15 protein-coding genes and 1 other RNA gene are annotated in these 19,011 nt (G+C 65.8%); 8 read left to right on the forward strand and 8 right to left on the reverse strand.

All coding sequences use genetic code 11. The features are described 5' to 3' along the window. Positions 1–322: 322 nt before the first annotated feature. The gene (gene cphA, locus P3W85_RS31780; protein WP_276267684.1) at positions 323–2,893 is read right to left on the reverse strand and encodes a cyanophycin synthetase; all 2,571 of its coding nucleotides are present in this window, start codon (positions 2,891–2,893) and stop codon (positions 323–325) included. A 20-nt stretch (positions 2,894–2,913) separates the two neighbouring features. Then, complete coding sequence (cphA, locus tag P3W85_RS31785; RefSeq protein WP_276267685.1) at positions 2,914–5,550, reverse strand: cyanophycin synthetase; 2,637 nt, start codon at positions 5,548–5,550, stop codon at positions 2,914–2,916. A 239-nt stretch (positions 5,551–5,789) separates the two neighbouring features. On the opposite strand from cphA (P3W85_RS31785), the gene P3W85_RS31790 reads away from it, so the two are divergent. Beyond that, positions 5,790–8,102: an ABC transporter ATP-binding protein gene (locus tag P3W85_RS31790; RefSeq protein WP_276267686.1), complete on the forward strand. Its 2,313-nt coding sequence runs from the start codon at positions 5,790–5,792 to the stop codon at positions 8,100–8,102. A gap of 14 nt (positions 8,103–8,116) precedes the next feature. Continuing rightward, positions 8,117–8,590, forward strand: a complete 474-nt coding sequence (locus P3W85_RS31795) for a DUF1854 domain-containing protein (protein ID WP_017230319.1) — start codon at positions 8,117–8,119, stop codon at positions 8,588–8,590. Positions 8,591–8,626: 36 nt separating this feature from the next. Here the strand turns inward: P3W85_RS31795 and P3W85_RS31800 are convergent, their stop codons facing one another. Beyond that, positions 8,627–9,499, reverse strand: coding sequence for a hypothetical protein (locus tag P3W85_RS31800; RefSeq protein WP_035816843.1), 873 nt, complete (start codon positions 9,497–9,499; stop codon positions 8,627–8,629). Positions 9,500–10,004: 505 nt separating this feature from the next. Between P3W85_RS31800 and P3W85_RS31805 the strand changes: the two genes are divergently transcribed. Genes P3W85_RS31805 through P3W85_RS31830 form a run of 6 tightly spaced genes read left to right on the forward strand, consistent with a single transcriptional unit; the run spans position 10,005 to position 15,387 of the window. Further along, the gene (locus tag P3W85_RS31805; RefSeq protein ID WP_017230317.1) at positions 10,005–10,598 is read left to right on the forward strand and encodes a TetR/AcrR family transcriptional regulator; all 594 of its coding nucleotides are present in this window, start codon (positions 10,005–10,007) and stop codon (positions 10,596–10,598) included. Between the two features lie 51 nt (positions 10,599–10,649). After that, the gene (locus P3W85_RS31810) at positions 10,650–11,135 is read left to right on the forward strand and encodes a hypothetical protein (protein WP_276267687.1); all 486 of its coding nucleotides are present in this window, start codon (positions 10,650–10,652) and stop codon (positions 11,133–11,135) included. A 7-nt stretch (positions 11,136–11,142) separates the two neighbouring features. Continuing rightward, positions 11,143–12,267, forward strand: coding sequence for an ABC transporter permease (locus tag P3W85_RS31815; protein ID WP_276267688.1), 1,125 nt, complete (start codon positions 11,143–11,145; stop codon positions 12,265–12,267). Positions 12,268–12,277: 10 nt separating this feature from the next. After that, a complete protein-coding gene (locus P3W85_RS31820) occupies positions 12,278–13,009 on the forward strand; it encodes an ABC transporter ATP-binding protein (RefSeq protein ID WP_276267689.1) in 732 nt (243 codons plus the stop codon). Continuing rightward, positions 13,002–13,943, forward strand: coding sequence for an HlyD family secretion protein (locus P3W85_RS31825; protein WP_276267690.1), 942 nt, complete (start codon positions 13,002–13,004; stop codon positions 13,941–13,943). The genes P3W85_RS31820 and P3W85_RS31825 overlap by 8 nt, the downstream gene beginning before the upstream one ends. Positions 13,944–13,983: 40 nt before the next feature. Beyond that, positions 13,984–15,387: an efflux transporter outer membrane subunit gene (locus tag P3W85_RS31830; RefSeq protein WP_276267703.1), complete on the forward strand. Its 1,404-nt coding sequence runs from the start codon at positions 13,984–13,986 to the stop codon at positions 15,385–15,387. A gap of 223 nt (positions 15,388–15,610) precedes the next feature. Here the strand turns inward: P3W85_RS31830 and P3W85_RS31835 are convergent, their stop codons facing one another. From P3W85_RS31835 to ompA, 5 genes are all read right to left on the reverse strand, one after another. Continuing rightward, entirely contained in the window at positions 15,611–15,811 is a 201-nt protein-coding gene (locus tag P3W85_RS31835; RefSeq protein WP_276267691.1) for a hypothetical protein, read from the reverse strand. A gap of 360 nt (positions 15,812–16,171) precedes the next feature. Next, positions 16,172–16,530: a transfer-messenger RNA gene (ssrA, locus tag P3W85_RS31840) on the reverse strand. A gap of 54 nt (positions 16,531–16,584) precedes the next feature. Further along, positions 16,585–17,289, reverse strand: coding sequence for a phosphoglycolate phosphatase (gph, locus tag P3W85_RS31845; RefSeq protein ID WP_276267692.1), 705 nt, complete (start codon positions 17,287–17,289; stop codon positions 16,585–16,587). Between the two features lie 2 nt (positions 17,290–17,291). Beyond that, positions 17,292–18,041, reverse strand: coding sequence for a bifunctional 2-polyprenyl-6-hydroxyphenol methylase/3-demethylubiquinol 3-O-methyltransferase UbiG (ubiG, locus tag P3W85_RS31850; protein WP_276267693.1), 750 nt, complete (start codon positions 18,039–18,041; stop codon positions 17,292–17,294). A 110-nt stretch (positions 18,042–18,151) separates the two neighbouring features. Then, a complete protein-coding gene (gene ompA, locus P3W85_RS31855) occupies positions 18,152–18,814 on the reverse strand; it encodes an outer membrane protein OmpA (protein ID WP_017230569.1) in 663 nt (220 codons plus the stop codon). Positions 18,815–19,011: the final 197 nt, after the last annotated feature.

Here is a 19,011-nt window from a genome sequence, read left to right on the forward strand (position 1 = left end):
GCTTTGCGGATTCGTGGTGGGCGCGTCAGTTCTGCCTGACTGCTGGCGCTACCGGCGCGAACCGCATCACCACTGCGGACGGCATTGGTTTTATTGTAGTGCCCCTGATGGCAATGGCCCGTGGTGGTTCGCGCTTCTGCCGTTACCGGCGCGCATGGCCACTGCCTCTCGATCCTTGCTGGTTTCGTCGTGGGCTCGGTGGCCCGGTTTGCATGTGCGCTCAGGGGGGTGGAGCGAATTCCCCGGCTTTGGACTTGCCCCAAAAACAAGAAAGCCAGCCTCGTCGGCTGGCTTTCCTGCATGGCTGCTGCATTGCCTGGGATCAGTCCCCGGCGATGCGTTGCGCGATATGCGCCAGCGCTTCTTCCACCTGGTCCACCAGGATCAGGCACAGGTCGTCTGGCTGCAGATGCGACAGTGCGGTATCGATGGCGAGGAATTCCCCGCGGATCTCTTCTACCGCGCTGGCGCGGGTCGCGCCTTCCAGGCCTTCGCGCAGCAAGGCCAGCACTTCGCCGTCTTCGCGCCCGCGCTGGCACTGGTCCTGGTACAGGATCACTTCGTCGAACACGCCGCCGAGGATTTCGGTCTGGCGGCGGATGTCGACGTCGCGGCGGTCGCCGGCGCCGCTGATGACCACGGAGCGGCGCTTGGCCGGCATGCCTTCGATGGCGTTGCACAGCGCCTGGATTGCGTCCGGGTTGTGGCCGTAGTCGGCGATCACGGTCGCGCCCTTGTAGTCGAACACATTGAAGCGTCCGGGGGCCGTTGCCGCATCGTTGACGAAGGTGGCCAGGCCGCGGCGGATCACTTCCCAGTCGATGCCCAGTGCCCATGCCGCGGCGACGGCGGACATGGCGTTCTCGACCTGGAAGCCAATGGTGCCGCCGCGCGTCAGCGGGATGGCCGACAGCGCGATGCGCACCTGGTTCTCGCCCTCGGCGGCCACGATATGGCCATCTTCGACATAGACCACGCGCTTGCCCTGGGCGCAGTGCGTGGCCATCACCGGGTTGTTGAGGTCGGCCGCGAAGAAGGTCACGGCGCCGGGGCAGGCGTCGGCCATGCGCACTACCATGGGGTCGGCGGCATTGAGCACCGCCATGCCGTGCGGTGCCACGTTCTGCACGATGACGCTCTTGAGCACGGCGAGATCTTCCACCGTGCTGATGTAGGACAGGCCCAGGTGATCGCCTTCGCCCACATTGGTCACCACCGCCACGTCGCAGCGGTCGAAGGCCAGGCCTTCGCGCAGCAGGCCGCCGCGCGCGGTCTCGAATACGGCGGCGTCGACGTCGGGGTGCATCAGCACATTGCGCGCGCTGCGCGGGCCGCTGCAGTCGCCGGTGTCGATGCGTTCCCCCATGATGTAGACGCCGTCGGTGCCGGTCATGCCCATGCGCAGGCCGCTGGAGGCGAGCAGGTGGGTGATCAGCCGGACCGTGGTGGTCTTGCCATTGGTGCCGGAGACCGCCACCACCGGGATGCGGCCATCGTCGCCGTCGCCGAACATGGTGGAGATGATGGCCTCGCCCACCGCGCGGCCCTTGCCGTAGGAGGGCTGCAGGTGCATGCGCAGCCCCGGCGCTGCATTGACTTCGACGATGCCGCCGGCCTGTTCCTCGAACGGCTTGAGCACGGTTTCGCAGACCGCGTCGACGCCGCAGATGTCGAGACCGACCATTTGCGCGGCGGCCACGGCGCGTGCGGCCATTTCGGGATGCACGTCGTCGGTGACGTCGGTCGCGCTGCCGCCGGTGGACAGGTTGGCGTTGTTCCGCAGCACCACGCGGGTGCCCTTGGGCGGTACCGAATCCGCCGTCAGGTTCTGCTTGGCCAGCGTGGCCAGCGCGATATCGTCGAAGCGGATCTTGGTGAGCGAGGTGGCATGGCCTTCGCCGCGGCGCGGGTCGCGATTGACCTCTTCGACCAGTTCGCGCACGGTGTGCTTGCCGTCGCCGGTGACCTGGGGCGGGTCGCGGCGGGCCGCGGCCACCAGGTGCTTGCCGACCACCAGCAGGCGGAAGTCGTGGCCGGGGATGTAGCGTTCGACGATGACGTCGGAGCTGATCTCGGCGGCGACCTCATAGGCGGCGATCACTTCCTCGCGGGTGCGGATGCGCACTGCCACGCCCTTGCCCTGGTTGCCGTCGCGCGGCTTGACCACGACCGGCGCATCGATTTCCTGAGCTGCAGCCCAGGCTTGCTCGGCGTCAGACACCGAGCGTCCCATCGGCACCGGCACGCCGGCGGCGTGCAGCAGCGTCTTGGTGAGTTCCTTGTCCTGCGCGATGGATTCCGAGACCGCGCTGGTCAGATCGGTTTCGGCAGCCTGGATGCGGCGTTGCTTGCTGCCCCAGCCAAACTGCACCATGCTGCCCTGTGTCAGGCGACGGTACGGAATGCCGCGCGCCACGCCAGCATAGACGATCGAGCCGGTGCTCGGCCCCAGGCGCACGTCTTCATCGAGTTCGCGCAGGCGATGCAGCGCATCGGCCAGGTCGAAGGGAACATCGTCGCGCGCGGCGCGGCACAGTGTGGCAGCCAGGTCCAGCGCGAGCCTGCCGACTTCTTCCTCGCTGTACTGCACCACCACCTGGTAGGTGCCGGGCTCGACGGTGGGTGCGGTGCGGCTGAAGCTGACCGGGCAGCCGGCTTCTGCCTGCAGGCGCATCGCGGCGCATTCGAGTGCGTGTGCCAGCGACACCACGCCTTCGTTGTCGTCGGGCCGCAGCGGCCCGACTTCGGGGAAGCGTGCGCGCAGGCGTTCCTCGAAGCCGGGCAGCTGGGCCAGGGTGTGGGCCTCATCGGAGCACGATACGATGGCTTCGATGGCGGTGTGGCGGCACCACAGGTTGGGGCCGCGCAGGGCGCGGATACGTGAGACTTCCATGAAATCGGTTTCCTTCCGGATCAGGCGCGGCGGCCCGGTTGGCCCATCCACTGGTGCACCTGGTCGATCGTCGGCAGGGTCGTGGCTTCGTCGCATTGCAGGACCAGCAGGTCGCCGGCCACCACTTGCGCGAGGGCAGCCTCGATGGCCTGGCGGCGCGTGCCTTCGTCGATGATCTTGGTCACGCGGCGGCCTTCGTAAAGGCCCTGCTTGAGCAGCGCGCGCGCCTCGGCATCAGGCAAGGCACGTTCGACCGAACGGTCCTCGCACAGGAAGACGCGGTCGAAGGCGGCGCCCAGCACCTTGCCCTGCTTGACCATGTCTTCGTCGCGTCGCTGCGCGCCGGCGCCGTACACCACCACGCGCCGCTCGCTGGGGAAGCGGTCCAGCGATGCCACCAGCGCTTCCAGCGCGGGGGCATTGTGGGCGTCGTCGATAACCACGGTGGCGCCGTTGCGCTCGAACAGCGTGAAGCGGCCCGGCACATCCACTTGGCCCACGTCGAAGGTCACCACGCCGGCACGGATGAGGTCGTTGGAGATGCCCAGCGCCCAGCCGGTGGCGACAGCCGCCAGCACGTTCTCGACCTGGAAGGCCACGCGGCCGGCATAGGTAAGGGGGATCGCGGCCACGTCGGCCAGCGGCGTCTCGCGGCTGCCGGTGGCGAGCACCACCTTGCCGTCGCGCAGGTAGACCGCGCGGCGGCCGGCGGCGCGATGCGCGGCAATGGCGGGCAGGTCCGCCGACAAGCCGAAGAAGATCACGTCGCCGTCGCACAGCTCGGCCATCTCGACCACCAGCGGGTCGCGCGCGTTGAGCACCGCGACGCCGCCGTCCAGTACCACGTCGACTTGCGTACGCAGCACGTTGTACATCTTCTCGACTTCCTCGACGTAGTACTGGCCGAGATGGTCGGGCACGTCGATATTGGTCACCACGCCGACCTGGCAGCGGTCGTAGGCGAGGCCTTCGGAGAGGATGGCGCCGCTATCGTTCTCGAACACGGCGGCATCGACCGCGCGGTTCATCAGGATGCGGTGAGCCGCGTCCCAGTTGGCGCGGTCGCCGCCCTGCACCCGGCGGCGGTCCAGGTAGAGGCCGTCGCTGCAAGCCAGGCCGGTATGCTTGCCGGACAGTTGCAGCAGGCGCGCCACCAGCTTGGCCACCACGGTCTTGCCGTTGGTGCCGGTGATGCCCACCACCGGGATGCGGCCGTTGTCGTCGCCTTCGCCCGCGGGGAACAGGTGATCGACGATGGCGCGGCCCACCGGGCGGGCTTCGCCGTTGGAGGGCTTCAGGTGCATCAGCAGGCCGGGGCCGGCATTGACCTCGACGAGGGCGCCGCGCTGCTCGGCGAGCGGGCGCGAGATGTCCTGCGCCACCAGGTCGACCCCGGCGATGTCCAGGCCCACCACGCGGGCGGCCAGCGAAGCGTGCGCGGCCACGCTGGGATGCACGCGGTCGGTCACGTCGAAGGCGACATTGCCGTTGCGCTGTATCAGCACATGCTTGCCTTCGGGCGGCACGGAAAGCGCGTCGAGGCCCTGGCGCTTGAGTTCGAGGCGCGCGGCCGAATCCAGCCGCACTTTGTTGAGCGGGTGGTCTTCGGTGCTGCCGCGGCGCGGGTCGGAATTGATCTGCGACTCGATCAGTTCCTCGATGGTCGACTTGCCGTCGCCGCTCACGCTGGCGGTCTCGCCCATGGCGGCGGCCACCAGGCGGCCGCCCACTACCAGCAGGCGGTGTTCGTTGCCCAGCACGAAGCGTTCGACGATGACGCCGCTGCCTTCGTCGATGGCCACGCCATAGGCGGTCTCGACTTCCTCGCGGGTGGTCAGGTTGGTGAATACGCCACGGCCGTGGTTGCCGTCGTAGGGCTTGACGACCACCGGCAGGCCGATGTCCTCGGCGGCGTCCCAGGCGTCGGCGGCGCTTTCGACCATCCGGCCTTCGGGTACGGGCACGCCGCAGGATTCCAGCAGGCTCTTGGTCAGGTCCTTGTCGCGCGAGATGCTCTCGGCGATGGCGGCGGTGCGGTCGGTCTCGGCGGTCCAGATGCGGCGCTGGCGGCTGCCATAGCCAAGCTGCACCAGGTTGCCCTCCGACAGGCGCAGCGCGGGGATGCCGCGGTCGTCGGCGGCGTCGACGATGCAGGCGGTGCTCGGACCCAGGCAGTGCTTGTCCACCAGGCGGCGCAGATGCTCCACCGTCTCCTGGACGTCGTAGGGGCGGTCCTCGATGGCGGCCATCACCAGGTCGCGGGCGGCGAACAGGGCGGCGCGAGTGACGTCCTCGTGCCAGGCCCGCACGATCACCTTGTAGACGCCGCGGATCGGTGTCTCCCGTGCCTTGCCGAAACCGCCGGGCATGCCGGCCAGGTTCTGCAGCTCAAGCGTAACGTGTTCCAGGATATGGCCCGGCCAGGTGCCTTCCTTGAGCCGCTGCAGGAAGCCGCCGCGCTCACCGATGCTGCAGCGATGCTCGATCAGCGAGGGCAGCCATGCCGACAGGCGCTCGTAGAACCCCGGAATCTTGTTGGAGGGAAAATCCTCCAGTTCCCCGATATCGACCCACGCCTCCAGCACAGGCCGATATGTCCACATATTCGGGCCGCGCAGCGACATGACATCGAAAATCTCAATGTCCTTCTTTTTCATTGATTTAGCTTGAGGCAGTGGGCGAGTGCCCGAGAAATAGAAGCCTAACCTTTCAGTAACGTTACTACGGTCAGCCGGTTGACTTTCTTGATCAAAAAGCGATTGTGCAGTGCATCAGGGACGCCCGTGTGTTTGGCCTTATGTATACTGCGGGCAAATTGGCGGGCCGCCATGGCGCGCCCGCACTAAATTGTTTCAAGTTATGTCCATACCAAGGGACGCAGCATGCATTGCCAACGATGACCCAACCTTCCTTGCCCGTGATTGACAGCAACGCCACGAACGAGCCGTGGCGTAATGAACTCGGCACCCGCCTGCTTCCTGGCGAGGCCGTTCTGGCCTGGCTGGGAGTGGACCTCGACGCGAAGCTGCATTTTACCCAAGGCTGGGTACTTGTGACGGATCGTCGCTTGCTGGCGCGCATGCCCGGACAAAACGACTGGCAGCAATGGGCGATCCAGCCCGGATTATCGCTGCTTCACGCCGATCACGCGGGGGTCGGCACGCTCGAACTGCAAGAGAGTGGGCGATTGCTGTCCAGCTGGCGCTACACGCTGGGCCACAATCCGGCCGCGCTGCGCCTGATCGACCAGTTCCATGCCCAGCGCGACCTGTCGGGTTCGGGGCGGGGCGGACTGGCCGGCGACGAGGCCGAAGCGGTCTGCCCGACCTGCAAGGCGCCGCTGCCCCCGGACGACGACCAGTGCCCGCAATGCAGCCGCGACCTGGAGACCCCGCCTTCGACCTGGGCGCTGCTGCGCCTGTGGCGCTTTGCCAGGCCGTATCGCTTCCAGTTGCTCGCGGGCTTCTTGCTGACGTTGCTGTCCACCGCCGCCACCCTGGTGCCGCCGTACCTGACCATGCCGCTGATGGACAAGGTGCTGATCCCCTATCAGAACGGTATGCCGATCGACTACGGCCGGGTCAATCTGTACCTGGCCGGGCTGCTGGGCGCCGCGCTGGTGGCCTGGAGCCTGGGCTGGGCACGTACCTACCTGCTGGCGCGGGTGTCGGAGCGCATCGGCGCCGACCTGCGCACCACCACCTACGAGCACCTGCTGCGGCTATCGCTGGAGTACTTCGGCGGCAAGCGCACCGGCGACCTGATGGCCCGCATCGGCTCGGAAAGCGACCGCATCTGCGTGTTTCTGTCGCTACATTTGCTGGATTTCGCCACCGACGTGCTGATGATCGTCATGACGGCCGGCATCCTGATTTCCATCAACCCGTGGCTGGCGCTGGTGACGCTGGTGCCGCTGCCGTTCATTGCATGGATGATCCACCTGGTGCGCGACCGCCTGCGCCATGGCTTCGAGAAGATCGACCGGATCTGGTCGGAAATCACCAACGTGCTGGCGGATACCATTCCCGGCATCCGGGTGGTCAAGGCCTTCGCCCAGGAAAAGCGCGAGGTCGAGCGCTTCCGCGAGGCCAACCGGCACAACCTGGCGATCAACGACCGCGTCAATGCCGTATGGTCGCTGTTCACGCCGACCGTCACGCTGCTGACCGAGATTGGCTTGCTGGTGGTGTGGATCTTCGGTATCTGGCAGGTCTCGCAAAACGCGATCACGGTTGGCGTGCTGGTGGCCTTCCTGACCTACATCAGCCGTTTCTACACGCGGCTGGATTCGATGAGCCGCATTGTCTCCGTGACGCAGAAGGCCGCCGCCGGCGCCAAGCGCATCTTCGATATCCTGGACCACGTATCGAGCGTGCCGGAGCCGGTGCGCCCGACCCACCTGGAGCGCGTCGAGGGTGCCATCGAACTGCGCGACCTCGGTTTCCGTTACGGCAACCGCGCCGTGATCCGCGGGCTCAACCTGTCGATCGCGCCGGGCGAGATGATCGGCCTGGTGGGCCACAGCGGCTCGGGCAAGAGCACGCTGGTCAACCTGATCTGCCGCTTCTACGACGTCTCCGAAGGCGCGATCCGCCTCGATGGCGTCGATATCCGCTCGCTGCCGGTCTCGGAATTCCGCAGCCATATCGGGCTGGTGCTGCAGGAGCCCTTCCTGTTCTTCGGCACGATCGCCGAGAACATCGCCTACGGCAAGCCCGGCGCCACGCGCGAGGACATCGTCGCCGCCGCGCGCGCCGCCCACGCGCACGAATTCATCCTGCGCCTGCCCCATGGCTACGATTCGCTGGTGGGCGAGCGCGGCCAGGCCCTTTCCGGCGGCGAGCGCCAGCGTATCTCGATCGCCCGCGCGCTGCTGATCAACCCGCGCATCCTGATCATGGACGAAGCCACGTCCTCCGTCGACACGGCCACCGAGAAGGAAATCCAGAAGGCGCTCGACAACCTGGTGCAGGGCCGCACCACCATCGCCATTGCGCACCGGCTGTCCACGCTGCGCAAGGCGGATCGCCTGGTGGTGATGGACCGCGGGCAGATCGTCGAGGTGGGCGGGCATGAAGAACTGCTGGCGCGCGAAGGCCACTACTACAAGCTCTACCAGGCGCAGGCCCGCAACGTCGACACCGATGCCGACGAAGATATCGACGCCGCCGAAGCGGTCAACGTGCCATCAGTGCCATCAGTGCAATAAGGAAGGCGGCCCCTATGCAGCAAGCAGCCAATTTCAAGCTTCACCGCAATGCCCTCGGGCGGCTCGTGATGACCACCGCGGACGGCCTCGTCCACGAGGGCGTGGTGCCCGTACGCGCGTTCCCTATCGCAGCGCCCGACGATGGCATCGGCATGATCAGCGCCGATGGCCGTGAACTGGCCTGGCTGCCGCGGCTGGACCAGCTGCCCGCAGCCTTGCGCGAGGCCATCGAAGCCGAACTCGCCAGCCGCGAGTTCATGCCGGAGATCCGGCGCATCCGCTCGGTATCGACCTTCGCCACCCCCAGTACCTGGGAGGTGGAGACCGATCGCGGCATCACTTCCCTGGTGCTGCGCGGAGAGGAAGACATCCGCCGCCTGGCCGGTTCCACGCTGCTGATCTCGGACAGCCACGGCATTCACTACCTGGTGCGCAACCTGCCGGGCCTCGACAAGGCCAGCCGCAAGCTGCTCGACCGCTTTCTTTGAGTCGCCGCGCCTGCTCCGGGCACGGCGGGCCGCACATCACCTGCCGGTGAAGAGCATGCCCACCTGCCGGTCCGGGCGCATGGCGAACAGGTAAAGCTGGCCGGGGGTGGGCAGGCTGTGCGTGGTGGTCGGGTCATAATAAGCAATGCCGTTCATCACGGTGTACGTGTAGAGGCAAGGCGCGCCGCCGGTCGTGATGGTCACGTCATAGACCTTGCCCTGGCGGCGTGGCGTGGCGGTGCCCGTAAAGCCGCAGCCCGTTCCCGCGTCGGTCGTGATCTTGCCGGTGGCATCGATGTGCACCACCACCCCGTTCGACCGCAGCGCACTGGTGTCGAGCGTCACCGCGTTGCCCGCGTAATCGCCCTTCAGGCCGCTGGCGCTGGCGATGTAGTTGTAGTCGGTGCTGTAGTTGCTGCTGAGCGGCACGGTCTTGCCGTTGCGGTAGGTCAGCCAGCCGGACATCGAGGTGCTCGGCACATAGGACACATTGAGGTCTGCCGCGGCCAGGCTGTAGCCCGCGCCTTCAAGATTGAAGTCCTTGCCGTTGCTGTTGGTGGTGAGCTTGCCGCTGCCGGAACTGTAGTTGCCGGTGACCACGCCGGCCGGTGCGTCCGGCGTGCCGGGGGACGAGTAGAAGACGTAGTAGACGTTCTCGTCGAGGACCAGCACGTTGAGCCGCTCGTTGGCGGGCGTACTGCCGATATAGAAGCCGGTGCCCAGCGCATTGGTGGCTGGCGCGGCCGGCACGGCAGGGTCCGGGGTAACGGGCGTCGTCGGCGCGGTGGGCGTCGTCGTGGTAGTGGCGGGCGGGTTCCGTACCACGCTGAGCCCGCCGTCGTTCTCTCCCGATCCACCGCACCCCGCCACGGCAAGTGCGATGCTTGCTGCTCCAATGAGTCTCTTCATCTATCCGTTTCCGTCAGCCTGGGCGCTCCGGGCGCCACCATTCAATTGCAGGAAAAATGACGGACTGTAACAGATGATTACAAATTATTGGCTGGTCACATGAGCATGACGCCACTTCTCCGGGGCTGGGTGTATCGAGGGGGCCTATTGCCAGCGGGAATAAGTGGGGGTGCATTGCGACTGCGGCTTTCTTGGGCCGTCCACGCAGATGGTTCCTTGGCGCTCCCGGCAAAAAAGACGCCCGCACAGGAGTTGGCGGGCGCTTGAGGGCAACGCCGGAGGGGGAGGGTGAGCCCCCGACCGGCAAGGCCGCCACGAAGGGGCCTGACGTAATGATGCCGGCCCTTTTCAATTATGTGAATCAGACAGCTCCTAATTTGGCCATGGCAATCCAAATTTGGCGGCGCATTCGCACTCGCGCCTTCCGGACGGGGCCATCGCATCGTAGTTGACAGGACATCCGTTGTGCATATAATGCGACGGACTAATCCGTTTATTAGACGCCATGGCCAGAACGAAGGACGAACAGCTGCACGCGCAGCGCCGGGACGGGATCCTCCAGGCAGCGGCACGCACCTTCAAGACAAAAGGGTTTCACTCCGCCCGAACCGAGGACATCTGCGTCGAGGCGGGACTGAGCGCCGGCACCGTGTTCCGGCACTTTGCCAGCAAGCACGAAATGATCATGGAGATCGTTGCCCGCGAGTTCGCGCGCTACCAGGGCGAGATTCGGCAGCTGGCCAGCAGGGAAGGGCTGGAATGGCTGAGCCAGGTGGATGCGGCCGGCCTGGCGGCGACCCTGGCGCCGTCCGGGTACAACCTTGGCGCGGACAGCTGGCTGGAATTGCAGCGCGATCCGGAATGGCGCCAGAAGGTGCTGGCCTTTGATCGCGGTTTGCGCGAGACGCTCGTCGCGGAACTGGAACTCGGGCAGCGTGAAGGCTGGGTGCGTGCCGCGCTGGATCCCGTCGGTGCGGCCAATCTCATCCTGGCCATGTTCTCGGGCCTCGACTTCGACCGCGACACGGGAGTCGACATCGATATGCCGGCTACCGCCCGGGCGCTGGCTGACTTCTGCCGGACCTTCATCTTCGCCTGATTCGACGCAATCAACGCCCGCGGGCACCGGATCCAGAAAAATTCACCTCCCATGCCAATTCCTCCAGCTTGTATTGAAATTGGACGGATTACTCCGTTTATTATTGCGGCTCTGTTCGCCCTCTGCGCCGGTCAGGCATGGCCAGCGGGCATGGCGGGGCAATGGACCTTCATGGACGATGGCACCGTCATCGACTTCAGCTCGTGTCCGGACATGTCGGAGAATGCCTGCGGCACGATCGTGCAATTGCCCCGGCGGGCTGATCGCCCGGGCGTGCAGCGGCGGGAGACGCTCTGCGGCGCGGACTTGATTGTCGGACTGGTTCCGCGCAAGGCGGCAAGCGGCGCTTCCCGGCTGACCGGCTGGATCGCCGACCCCGACACCCTCCTCGACGAAAAGGGCGCGAGCCGCTATCCGGTAGACATCAGGCTGGAGTCGGCACACAGGGCGCTGATGGAGGTGCGGGGCCCGCTGGGACTGGTGGCCGAGCGCTACACGCTGGTTCGCCGCATCGCGCCGGTGCGCCGCTGCGAGTGAGGCGAATATGATCTCCCTCGCGCGCGCCACGCTGGCTCATGAATGGCGGCGCTACCTGGCCGCCGTGCTCGCGATTACCTTCGCGGGATTGCTGATCGTTGTGCAACTGGCGTTGTTGCTAGGTTTGTTCGGCTCGGTCGCGGTGGTGGTCGACCGGTCCGGCGCGGATCTCTGGATCGGTTTCCGCAATACGCAAAGCGTCGATCTGGGGCGTGCGCTGGTCCGGGGCAGCGATGCGCTGGCGTGGTCCCATCCGGGCGTCGACAGGGTCGAGGGTTATACCACCGCATACGGTGACCTCCGGCGAGCGGACGGGGTACCGGTTTCGGTGCTGCTCCATGCCATGGACGTTTCCCGTGCCGGGCTTGCTTTTTCGGGGCTGCTCACGCAGGACGAGCGCGCGTTGCTGCGCGAGCCCAACGCGATCCTCATCGACGCTGCGGACATGCGCAAGCTGGGGGCCCGGGTTGGCACCATGGTGGAGATCAATGGCCGGCGCGCGCGTATCGCTGGCGTGATCGAGGGCATACGAACGGTGGGCGGGGTCAATGTGCTGGCGTCCTTCGCGACGGCGCGCTACCTCGCTCCGGATATCGCCGATCAGATTGCCTTTTACCTGGTTCGCCTCAAGCCGGGATTCGACCCGCTGGCGGTCAGTGCCGAGATTGCGGACAAAGCGCGTTTTCCGCGCTACAGCGTCTGGACGGCGCCTGCGCTATCCATGCAGTCGCAGGCCTACTGGCTGCTCGAGTCGGGTTCGGGAATCGGCTCGGGGTTTGCATCGCTGCTCGCGCTGGTGGTGGGCATGGTGATCACCAGCCAGACGCTCTCGGGAGCCATCCTGGCTTCGATCAAGGAGTTTGCCGCGCTGCGTGCGCTCGGCGTGTCGCGTAAATCGCTGCGCGCCATCGTGGTCGAACAGTCGCTCTGGGTCGGGGTCAGCGGCCTGATCGTGACGGGGCTCCTCACGCTCGCCATCGCATGGCTCGGCGACACCTTGCGGATCGCAATGCGGTTTCCCGCGTGGATGCTGGCAGGCGCTTGCGTGCTGCTGCTTGCGATCTCGATGGTTTCCGGTTTGCTGGCGCTCAGGCCCTTGGGCCGCGCCGATCCTGCGGCACTGCTGCGTTGAGGTGGAATCCATGAATACCAGACCGTCGATCGTCAGCCGCGGCATCGCCAAGGCTTTCACAGTCGGCAAGATCACGCAGCAGGTGATCAAGGACAGCAGCCTGGATATCTACCCTGCCACGCTGACCCTGATCATCGGGCCATCCGGTTCGGGCAAGAGCACGATGCTGTCGATGATGTCCGGCCTGCTCAGGCCGGATAGCGGGCAGGTTCTGGCGCTGGACACCGAGTTGTGGACGCTCGGCGAAGCCGCGCTGGATCGCTTCCGGCTCGAGAACTGCGGCTTTATCTTCCAGGGCTTCAATCTGTTCGGCGCGCTTACCGCGCTGGAGAACGTACTGCTGCCCTTGCAGTACCTCGGCAAGCGCGGCGCCGCGGCCATGATGCAGGCGCGGCATGTGCTCGAGGAGGTCGGACTGGCCCATCGCTGCCATCTGCGGCCGGCCGAGCTTTCGGGTGGAGAGAAGCAGCGGGTGGCCATCGCCAGGGCGCTGGTCAAGAACCCGAAACTGATTTTTGCCGACGAGCCCACGTCGGCACTGGACAAGATCAATGGAGGAATCGTGATCGACCTGCTGAAACGGATTGCCATCGAGCACGGTGCGACCGTGCTGGGCGTGACCCATGATCCCAGGCTTCTGGGCCATGCCGACCGGGTGATCGAGCTCGAGGACGGTGTTGTCGTTCGCGATCGCGAGCAGACCGGGGAAGCTCCGGCCGAGCAGGAGCGGCGTCGTGCTTAAGACAGGATCGACGAAGCTGCCCCGTGGCGGCTCTGCCCGAGGCAAGGCTTGCTGGCTTGTGGCCGCCGCGCTGTGGCTGGGCGCATGCGGCCGCGTGGGCCCTGGGGCCGAGACGCGAACGCCCCTCCAGTCGGGCGCCCCTGCGGATGTTCTCGCCAGCGCGAAGGGACGCGTCGACATCGCGGGTGGGCTGGTACGCCTGGCCGCCAGGCGCGACGGCGTGATCTCTCGCGTCATGGTCGAGGAAGGCGACCGGGTGCGAGCCGGCCAGCTGCTGGCGACGCTGGATGCGGAGGTCGCCTTGCGCGGTCTTGCATTGGCGCGCGCCGAAGTTCGCCAGGCCGAGCAGGAACGAAGCAAGGCGCGCATCGAACTCGCTGCAGCCGCACGCGAGCGCAAGCGGCTGCAGCCGCTCGCCGAAGACGACACCGTTGCGCGGCAGGACCTCGATCTGGCCAGCGACCGGCATGCCTTTGCCACGGTGGCCTTGCTTGCCGCTGACGCCGCCTTCGCCACGGCCCAGGCCAGGCATGCCATCGCCGAGCGCGAAGTGGAAGAGCGCAGGGTCACGGCGCCGCTGGATGGCCAGATCATCCAGCGGCAGGCCCGGCCGGGCAACGGCGTCAGCACGCTCAATGTCACGCCGCTGTTTCTCTTCGCGCCGGATGGCGCGCGTATCGTGCGCGCCGAATTGGAGGAGCAGTACCTCCCGGGCATCAAGGCTGGCGGCGCCGCGCAAATCATCCTGGATGCGGATCCCGCCCGGCGATGGTCCGGCAAGGTGCTGCGCGTAGGCCGTATCGTCGGGCAGCGCAGCGCTGGCGACGACCCCGCCGAGAAGCAGGACAACCGGGTGGTGGAAGTGGTCGTTGCGCTGGATGCGCAAGACTTGCTGATTGGCCAGCGCGTGGTAGTGCGCTTTCTTGCGAAGTGAGGGGAGCCTGATGCCTCGCTTCGCCACGATCCCCATGGCCATGCTGGTACTTTCGTCCTTGTTGACGGCCTGCGCGTCGGTGCCCGCAAGCTCGCCGCGCCCGGAGCCGCCGGCGCAGCGATGGTCCAGCTTTGCGGCGCAGGCTGCCGGTTTACCCGGCGCAGACGACATGGCTGTGCCATCCAACTGGTGGGCCGCACTTGACGATCCGGTCCTGGACGGTTTGATCGGCGCCGCACTGGAGGATAGCCCGGACCTGCGCGCGGCCGCTGCGCGGGTCGCGCAAGCGCGCGCCTTGCAGGACATGGCACGAGCAAGACGGATGCCGCGTGCGCAAGCCGGCGTTGGTGCGGAACGCGGGCGCGTGCAGGCATCGGCGTTCCGGGATGGCGAGGGGGGCCGCTTCAGCGTGCCTCCTTATCGCAGTTCCAGCTTCAGCGCGCAGGTTTCCGCCAGTTACGACATGGATCTGTTCGGCCGCCTTGCGCTCGCAGAGCACGAAGCACAGCGCAATACGGATGCAACGCGGGCCGATCGGCTCGCAGTGCGGCAGTGGCTGATCCACGATGTCGTACGCGCCTATGCGGACATACGTATGGCTGACGCACTGCGCCCGGATATCCGGAACGAATTGGGTCTGGCCCGGCAACTGCTGGCTGCGGAAGCGTCGAGGAAGGAAGCCGGCCTGGTGCCGGCCGCTGAACTGCGGCGGACTGCGGATCTGGTGGCGGAGCGCGAGCGCTTGCTGGCCGAGGTGGAGGGGCGGCGCCATGAAGCCCTGTCACGGTTGGCAGTGCTGATGGGCAGGGCACCGTCGCAATTGGAGCTGGCTGCGCAGGAGCGCTACTTCACCAGCCTGAAGATCTCCGGATCGCTGCGCGCGGGCCTGCCCGCTTCGGTCGTCGCCAATCGCCCGGACATCGATGCGGCGTGGCATCGCGTGCTCGCCGGCAACGCGGCGGCGGAGCGCGCGCGGCGCGACCGCTACCCCTCGCTCTCTCTCACCGGCACCACCGGATTCCTCAGCGAGTCTCTGCGCAGGTGGCTCGCGGGAGATGCGCTTGGCTGGGCACTCGCTGCCGCGGTGAACGCGCCTTTGTTCGACGGCGGCGGCCTGCGGGCGGAAGCCGCGCGCGCTGCGGCTGCCGGCGAAGAGCTGGAGGCAGCTTATCGCAAGACGGTGCTGGCGGCGCTGGGAGAGGTCGACGCGACGCTCGGTGAGATAGTCACAGCCAAGGTCAGGCGTGAGATCGCGGCAACCGGCCTTGCGCGGCGCAAGGCCGACCACGCGGCGGCGCAGGCAGCGCTGGCCGCGGGGGCAAGCCGGCGGGACACGGTGCTGCGGGCGGAAATGGCAATGGCGGAGTCAAGCCGGGAACTCTCGGAGCGCCAGTATGAACTCCTGCTCTGCTGGGCATCGGCGCACAGGGCGCTCGGGCTTTGAGCTTTGAGCAATGGCATCGGCTGGACCAGCCGCAGGCCACGGGCCAGTGCCGGCTTCATGGCAAGGTGCCGGTGTGCACCTGGGGATAGCGGACGGGCAACAACCGGTCGCACCTGCTTTTTGAAACGCCCGTTTCGCTGCATTCCGGATCAGCGATGCGGATCACCCCGGGCAGTGTGCAGCATCAGCGCACGGTGGCGGCGTGGCCGGGGCCGGGGGGAGGTCAATGCTTTCCGGCAATAGCGTCGAGAACGTGGCGGCCGTGGTTGGTAAGGTGCAGCCGCCGGTCATGGACTTGAGGCTGAGGCTCCAGCCAGACGAGCCGGCGGTCAAGCAAGGCATTGAGATCGGCGGGGTTCAGTTCATGGTGGTGCTGGGCATTCTCGATCAGCATCAATGCGGCAATTTCGTGAGGGCTTAGCATCGTCGTCTCCTGGGAGGGGGATTGCATAAGTGCTGCACGGCAGCAGGCACTGGTTGTGCCAGCAGGAAATCAGTTTACTTTTTCCCAGGACGCTGGATGTCTCAATGCTTGATACATTTAATTACGCCGGGTTACAGGAGGTGTCCGGTGCGGGTGATGATTTGGGCATGCGGATACGCATGGGATTGTGCCGCCCCTTTTTCCGCGATTTTTTGGCGCGCTCCGTTTTTTCGAGCGGATGGGATCGGGCGCCAGGTTGATTATGGCGGCCAATTATAGGCGCCCCCGGAAAAGAAAAACCCCCGAGGCGTTGCGCCATCGGGGGTTTGGGAGGTCCCGGGATTATCCAAGACCTAATGTTGGTGGAGCCGGCGGGAATCGAACCCGCGTCCGCAAGCCCTCCACAGAGAGTTCTACATACTTAGTTCTGTCATTTGATTTAACCGGTGCATCGCGGACGAACACGCTCTACAACGGCGAGTCACTAGATTTTCGTCCCTGGGTTCGTGACTCACTCAGGGCTTATCTGGCGTATATGACCTCGCGTAGTCTTGCGACTCTAGCCCGCCAGCGAGCCAGTGCGAGGACGGCCGCAATTAAGCGGCCAGTGCGTAACGTTCGTCGTTAGCAGTTATTGCATTCCCATTGATTAACGAGGTGACGGGTCCTCGGTATGCCCTCCACTGCTTTGTAACCCACGTCGAAACCAGGTCGGCCCCTCTGTGAACTGCGTGAACAGTGTCAAGAAGACAGATTGTACTCCGTTGGCGGCCTCAAGTGTTGGCGGCTTCTTCTGTCCCGCGCTGCCAGTGCTGCCCGGCGGGCGTCAGCAGCGCGATCAGTTCGCTCGGGTGGCGCACGAGGTAGTCAGCGCCCCAGGCCTCAGGCGGCTCGCCGTCGCCGCAGTAGCCATAGGCCGCGGTGATGGTGAGCATGCCGGCGGCCTTGCCGGCCTGGATGTCGCGCAGGTCGTCGCCCACATAGACGCATCGGCCGGGCGGCACGCCGCTGACGTCCGCGGCGTGCAGCAGCGGGGCGGGGTGGGGCTTGGCATGCGCCGTCGTGTCGCCGCTGACCACGGCGGCGGCGCGCGGCGCGAGGCCAATGGCCGCGACCAGCGGCGCGGTGAAGCGGGTGACCTTGTTGGTGACGATGCCCCAGCGGATGCCGGCGGTTTCCAGCGCATCCAGCACCTCGGCCATGCCATCGAACAGACGCGTATGCACGGCGATATCCGCCTCGTAGTAGGCGAGGAAGGTGTCGCGCAGGGCGGGAAACTCGGGGTCGGACGGGCTCTTGCCGAAGGCGGCGCCAATCAGGCCGCGCGCGCCGTGCGACGCGACCGGGCGGAGCTTTTCATACGCCACCGGCGGGCGCCCGTGCTCGATGACAAGCCGGTTGGCCGCCGCCGCCAGGTCCGGGGCCGTGTCGGCAAGGGTGCCGTCCAGGTCAAAGAAGACTGCGTCGAAGCTTCGCATGTTCAGGCTGTCCGGCGAAATGCCATCAGGTAGTTCACATCGGTATCCCGGCCCAGCGAATAGACCTGGGTCAGCGGGTTGTAGCTCATGCCGCGCATTTCGATCAGTTCGAGCCCGGCGTTGCGCGCATAGCGCGCGAGTTCGGACGGCGTGATGAATTTGTCATAGTCATGGGTGCCGCGAGGCAGCATCTTGAGCACGTATTCGGCACCCACCACGGCCAGCAGATAGGCTTTGAGATTGCGGTTGATGGTGGAGAAGAATACCTTGCCGCCCGGCCGTACCAGCGTGGCGCAGGCGCGGACGATGGATTGCGGGTCGGGGACATGCTCCAGCATTTCCATGCAGGTCACTACATCGAAGCTGGACGGCATGCGCGCCGCCAGCACCTCGGCGGCGATTTCCTCGTAGGTGACGGAGACGCCGGATTCCAGGCTGTGCAGGTCGGCCACCCGCAAGGCCTTGGTGGACAGGTCGATGCCGCGCACGGTGGCGCCGGTACGCGCCATGCTTTCCGCCAGGATGCCGCCGCCGCAGCCGATATCGACCACCTCCTTGCCTTGCAGGCCGGCAATGCCGTCGATCCATCCCAGCCGCAGGGGGTTGAGCTCGTGCAGTGGCTTGAACTCGCTTTCCGGATCCCACCAGCGGTGGGCCAGCTCGCTGAATTTGTCGATCTCGCGAGCGTCGGCGTTCTTGCCGACGAAGGTCGTTTCAACGGTGGGGTGAAGAGGGGAGGAGGTCTGCGTCATCGGTATAGGCGGGCCGCCGGGCGGCGGCGCGGAAGCGGAGGGGTTGCAGCAACTGTATCAAAAAAAAAGCCCAGCTCGCGCTGGGCTTTCTTTCATCGGAAAGGATCCGATTAACGTGCGTTGCGGGTGCCGACCACTTCGACTTCCACGCGGCGGTTCGGCTGCTGGCAGGCGATCTGTGCCTTGTGGGCGCCCTTGCACGACTTCGGGTCAACCTTCAGCTGGCGCTTGCCCTTGCCTTCCGTGTACACACGGTTGGCTTCCACGCCCTTGCTCACCAGATAGGCCTTGACGGCTTCGGCGCGACGGATCGACAGGCGATCGTTGTACTTGTCCGAGCCGAACGAGTCGGTGTGACCAACGGCGATAATCACTTCCAGGGTGATGCTGGACAGCTTGGAGCTCAGGTCGTCCAGCTTGGACTTGCCTTCCGGCTTCAGCACGGCCTTGTCGAAATCGAACAGGGTGTCTGCAGCGAAAGTGACCTTTTCGGTCGAAACAACCGGGGGAGCAACCTGGGGTTGCGGTTGCGCTGCCACCGGAGCGGACGCCGGAGCCAGGGCGCCGTCGCACTGGGCGTTGGCGGTGGCCGGGGTCCACGAGCTGTCGCGCCAGCAGAGCTCGTTCGTGCCATTCTTCCACACGTACTCGCTCGTACCGTTGCCCCAGTTATCGTTCACAGCCTTCTTTTCGTAGGGGACGGACTGGGCTTGAGCGGATGCAGCCATTACTGCGGTAGCTGCAACGAGCGCGAGCTTGGCAAATTTTTTCATATTTCTCCTCTCAGGATGAGATCACCGCAGGGTTACTGCGAGCAAATGGACGGAAACAAGTCATACATTCTTCGGAGTATAACATTCTCGATGCGGTGTATGCTCCACTTCGAACAATGTCTGGCTCTTCGCTGGGGAATTGTGCCACAAGGGTCGTTTCCTAAGAAGTAAATATATTCGATTCCATCAATGGGTTT

The organism is Cupriavidus basilensis, assembly GCF_029335485.1.
Taxonomy (GTDB): Bacteria; Pseudomonadota; Gammaproteobacteria; order Burkholderiales; family Burkholderiaceae; genus Cupriavidus; species Cupriavidus basilensis_E.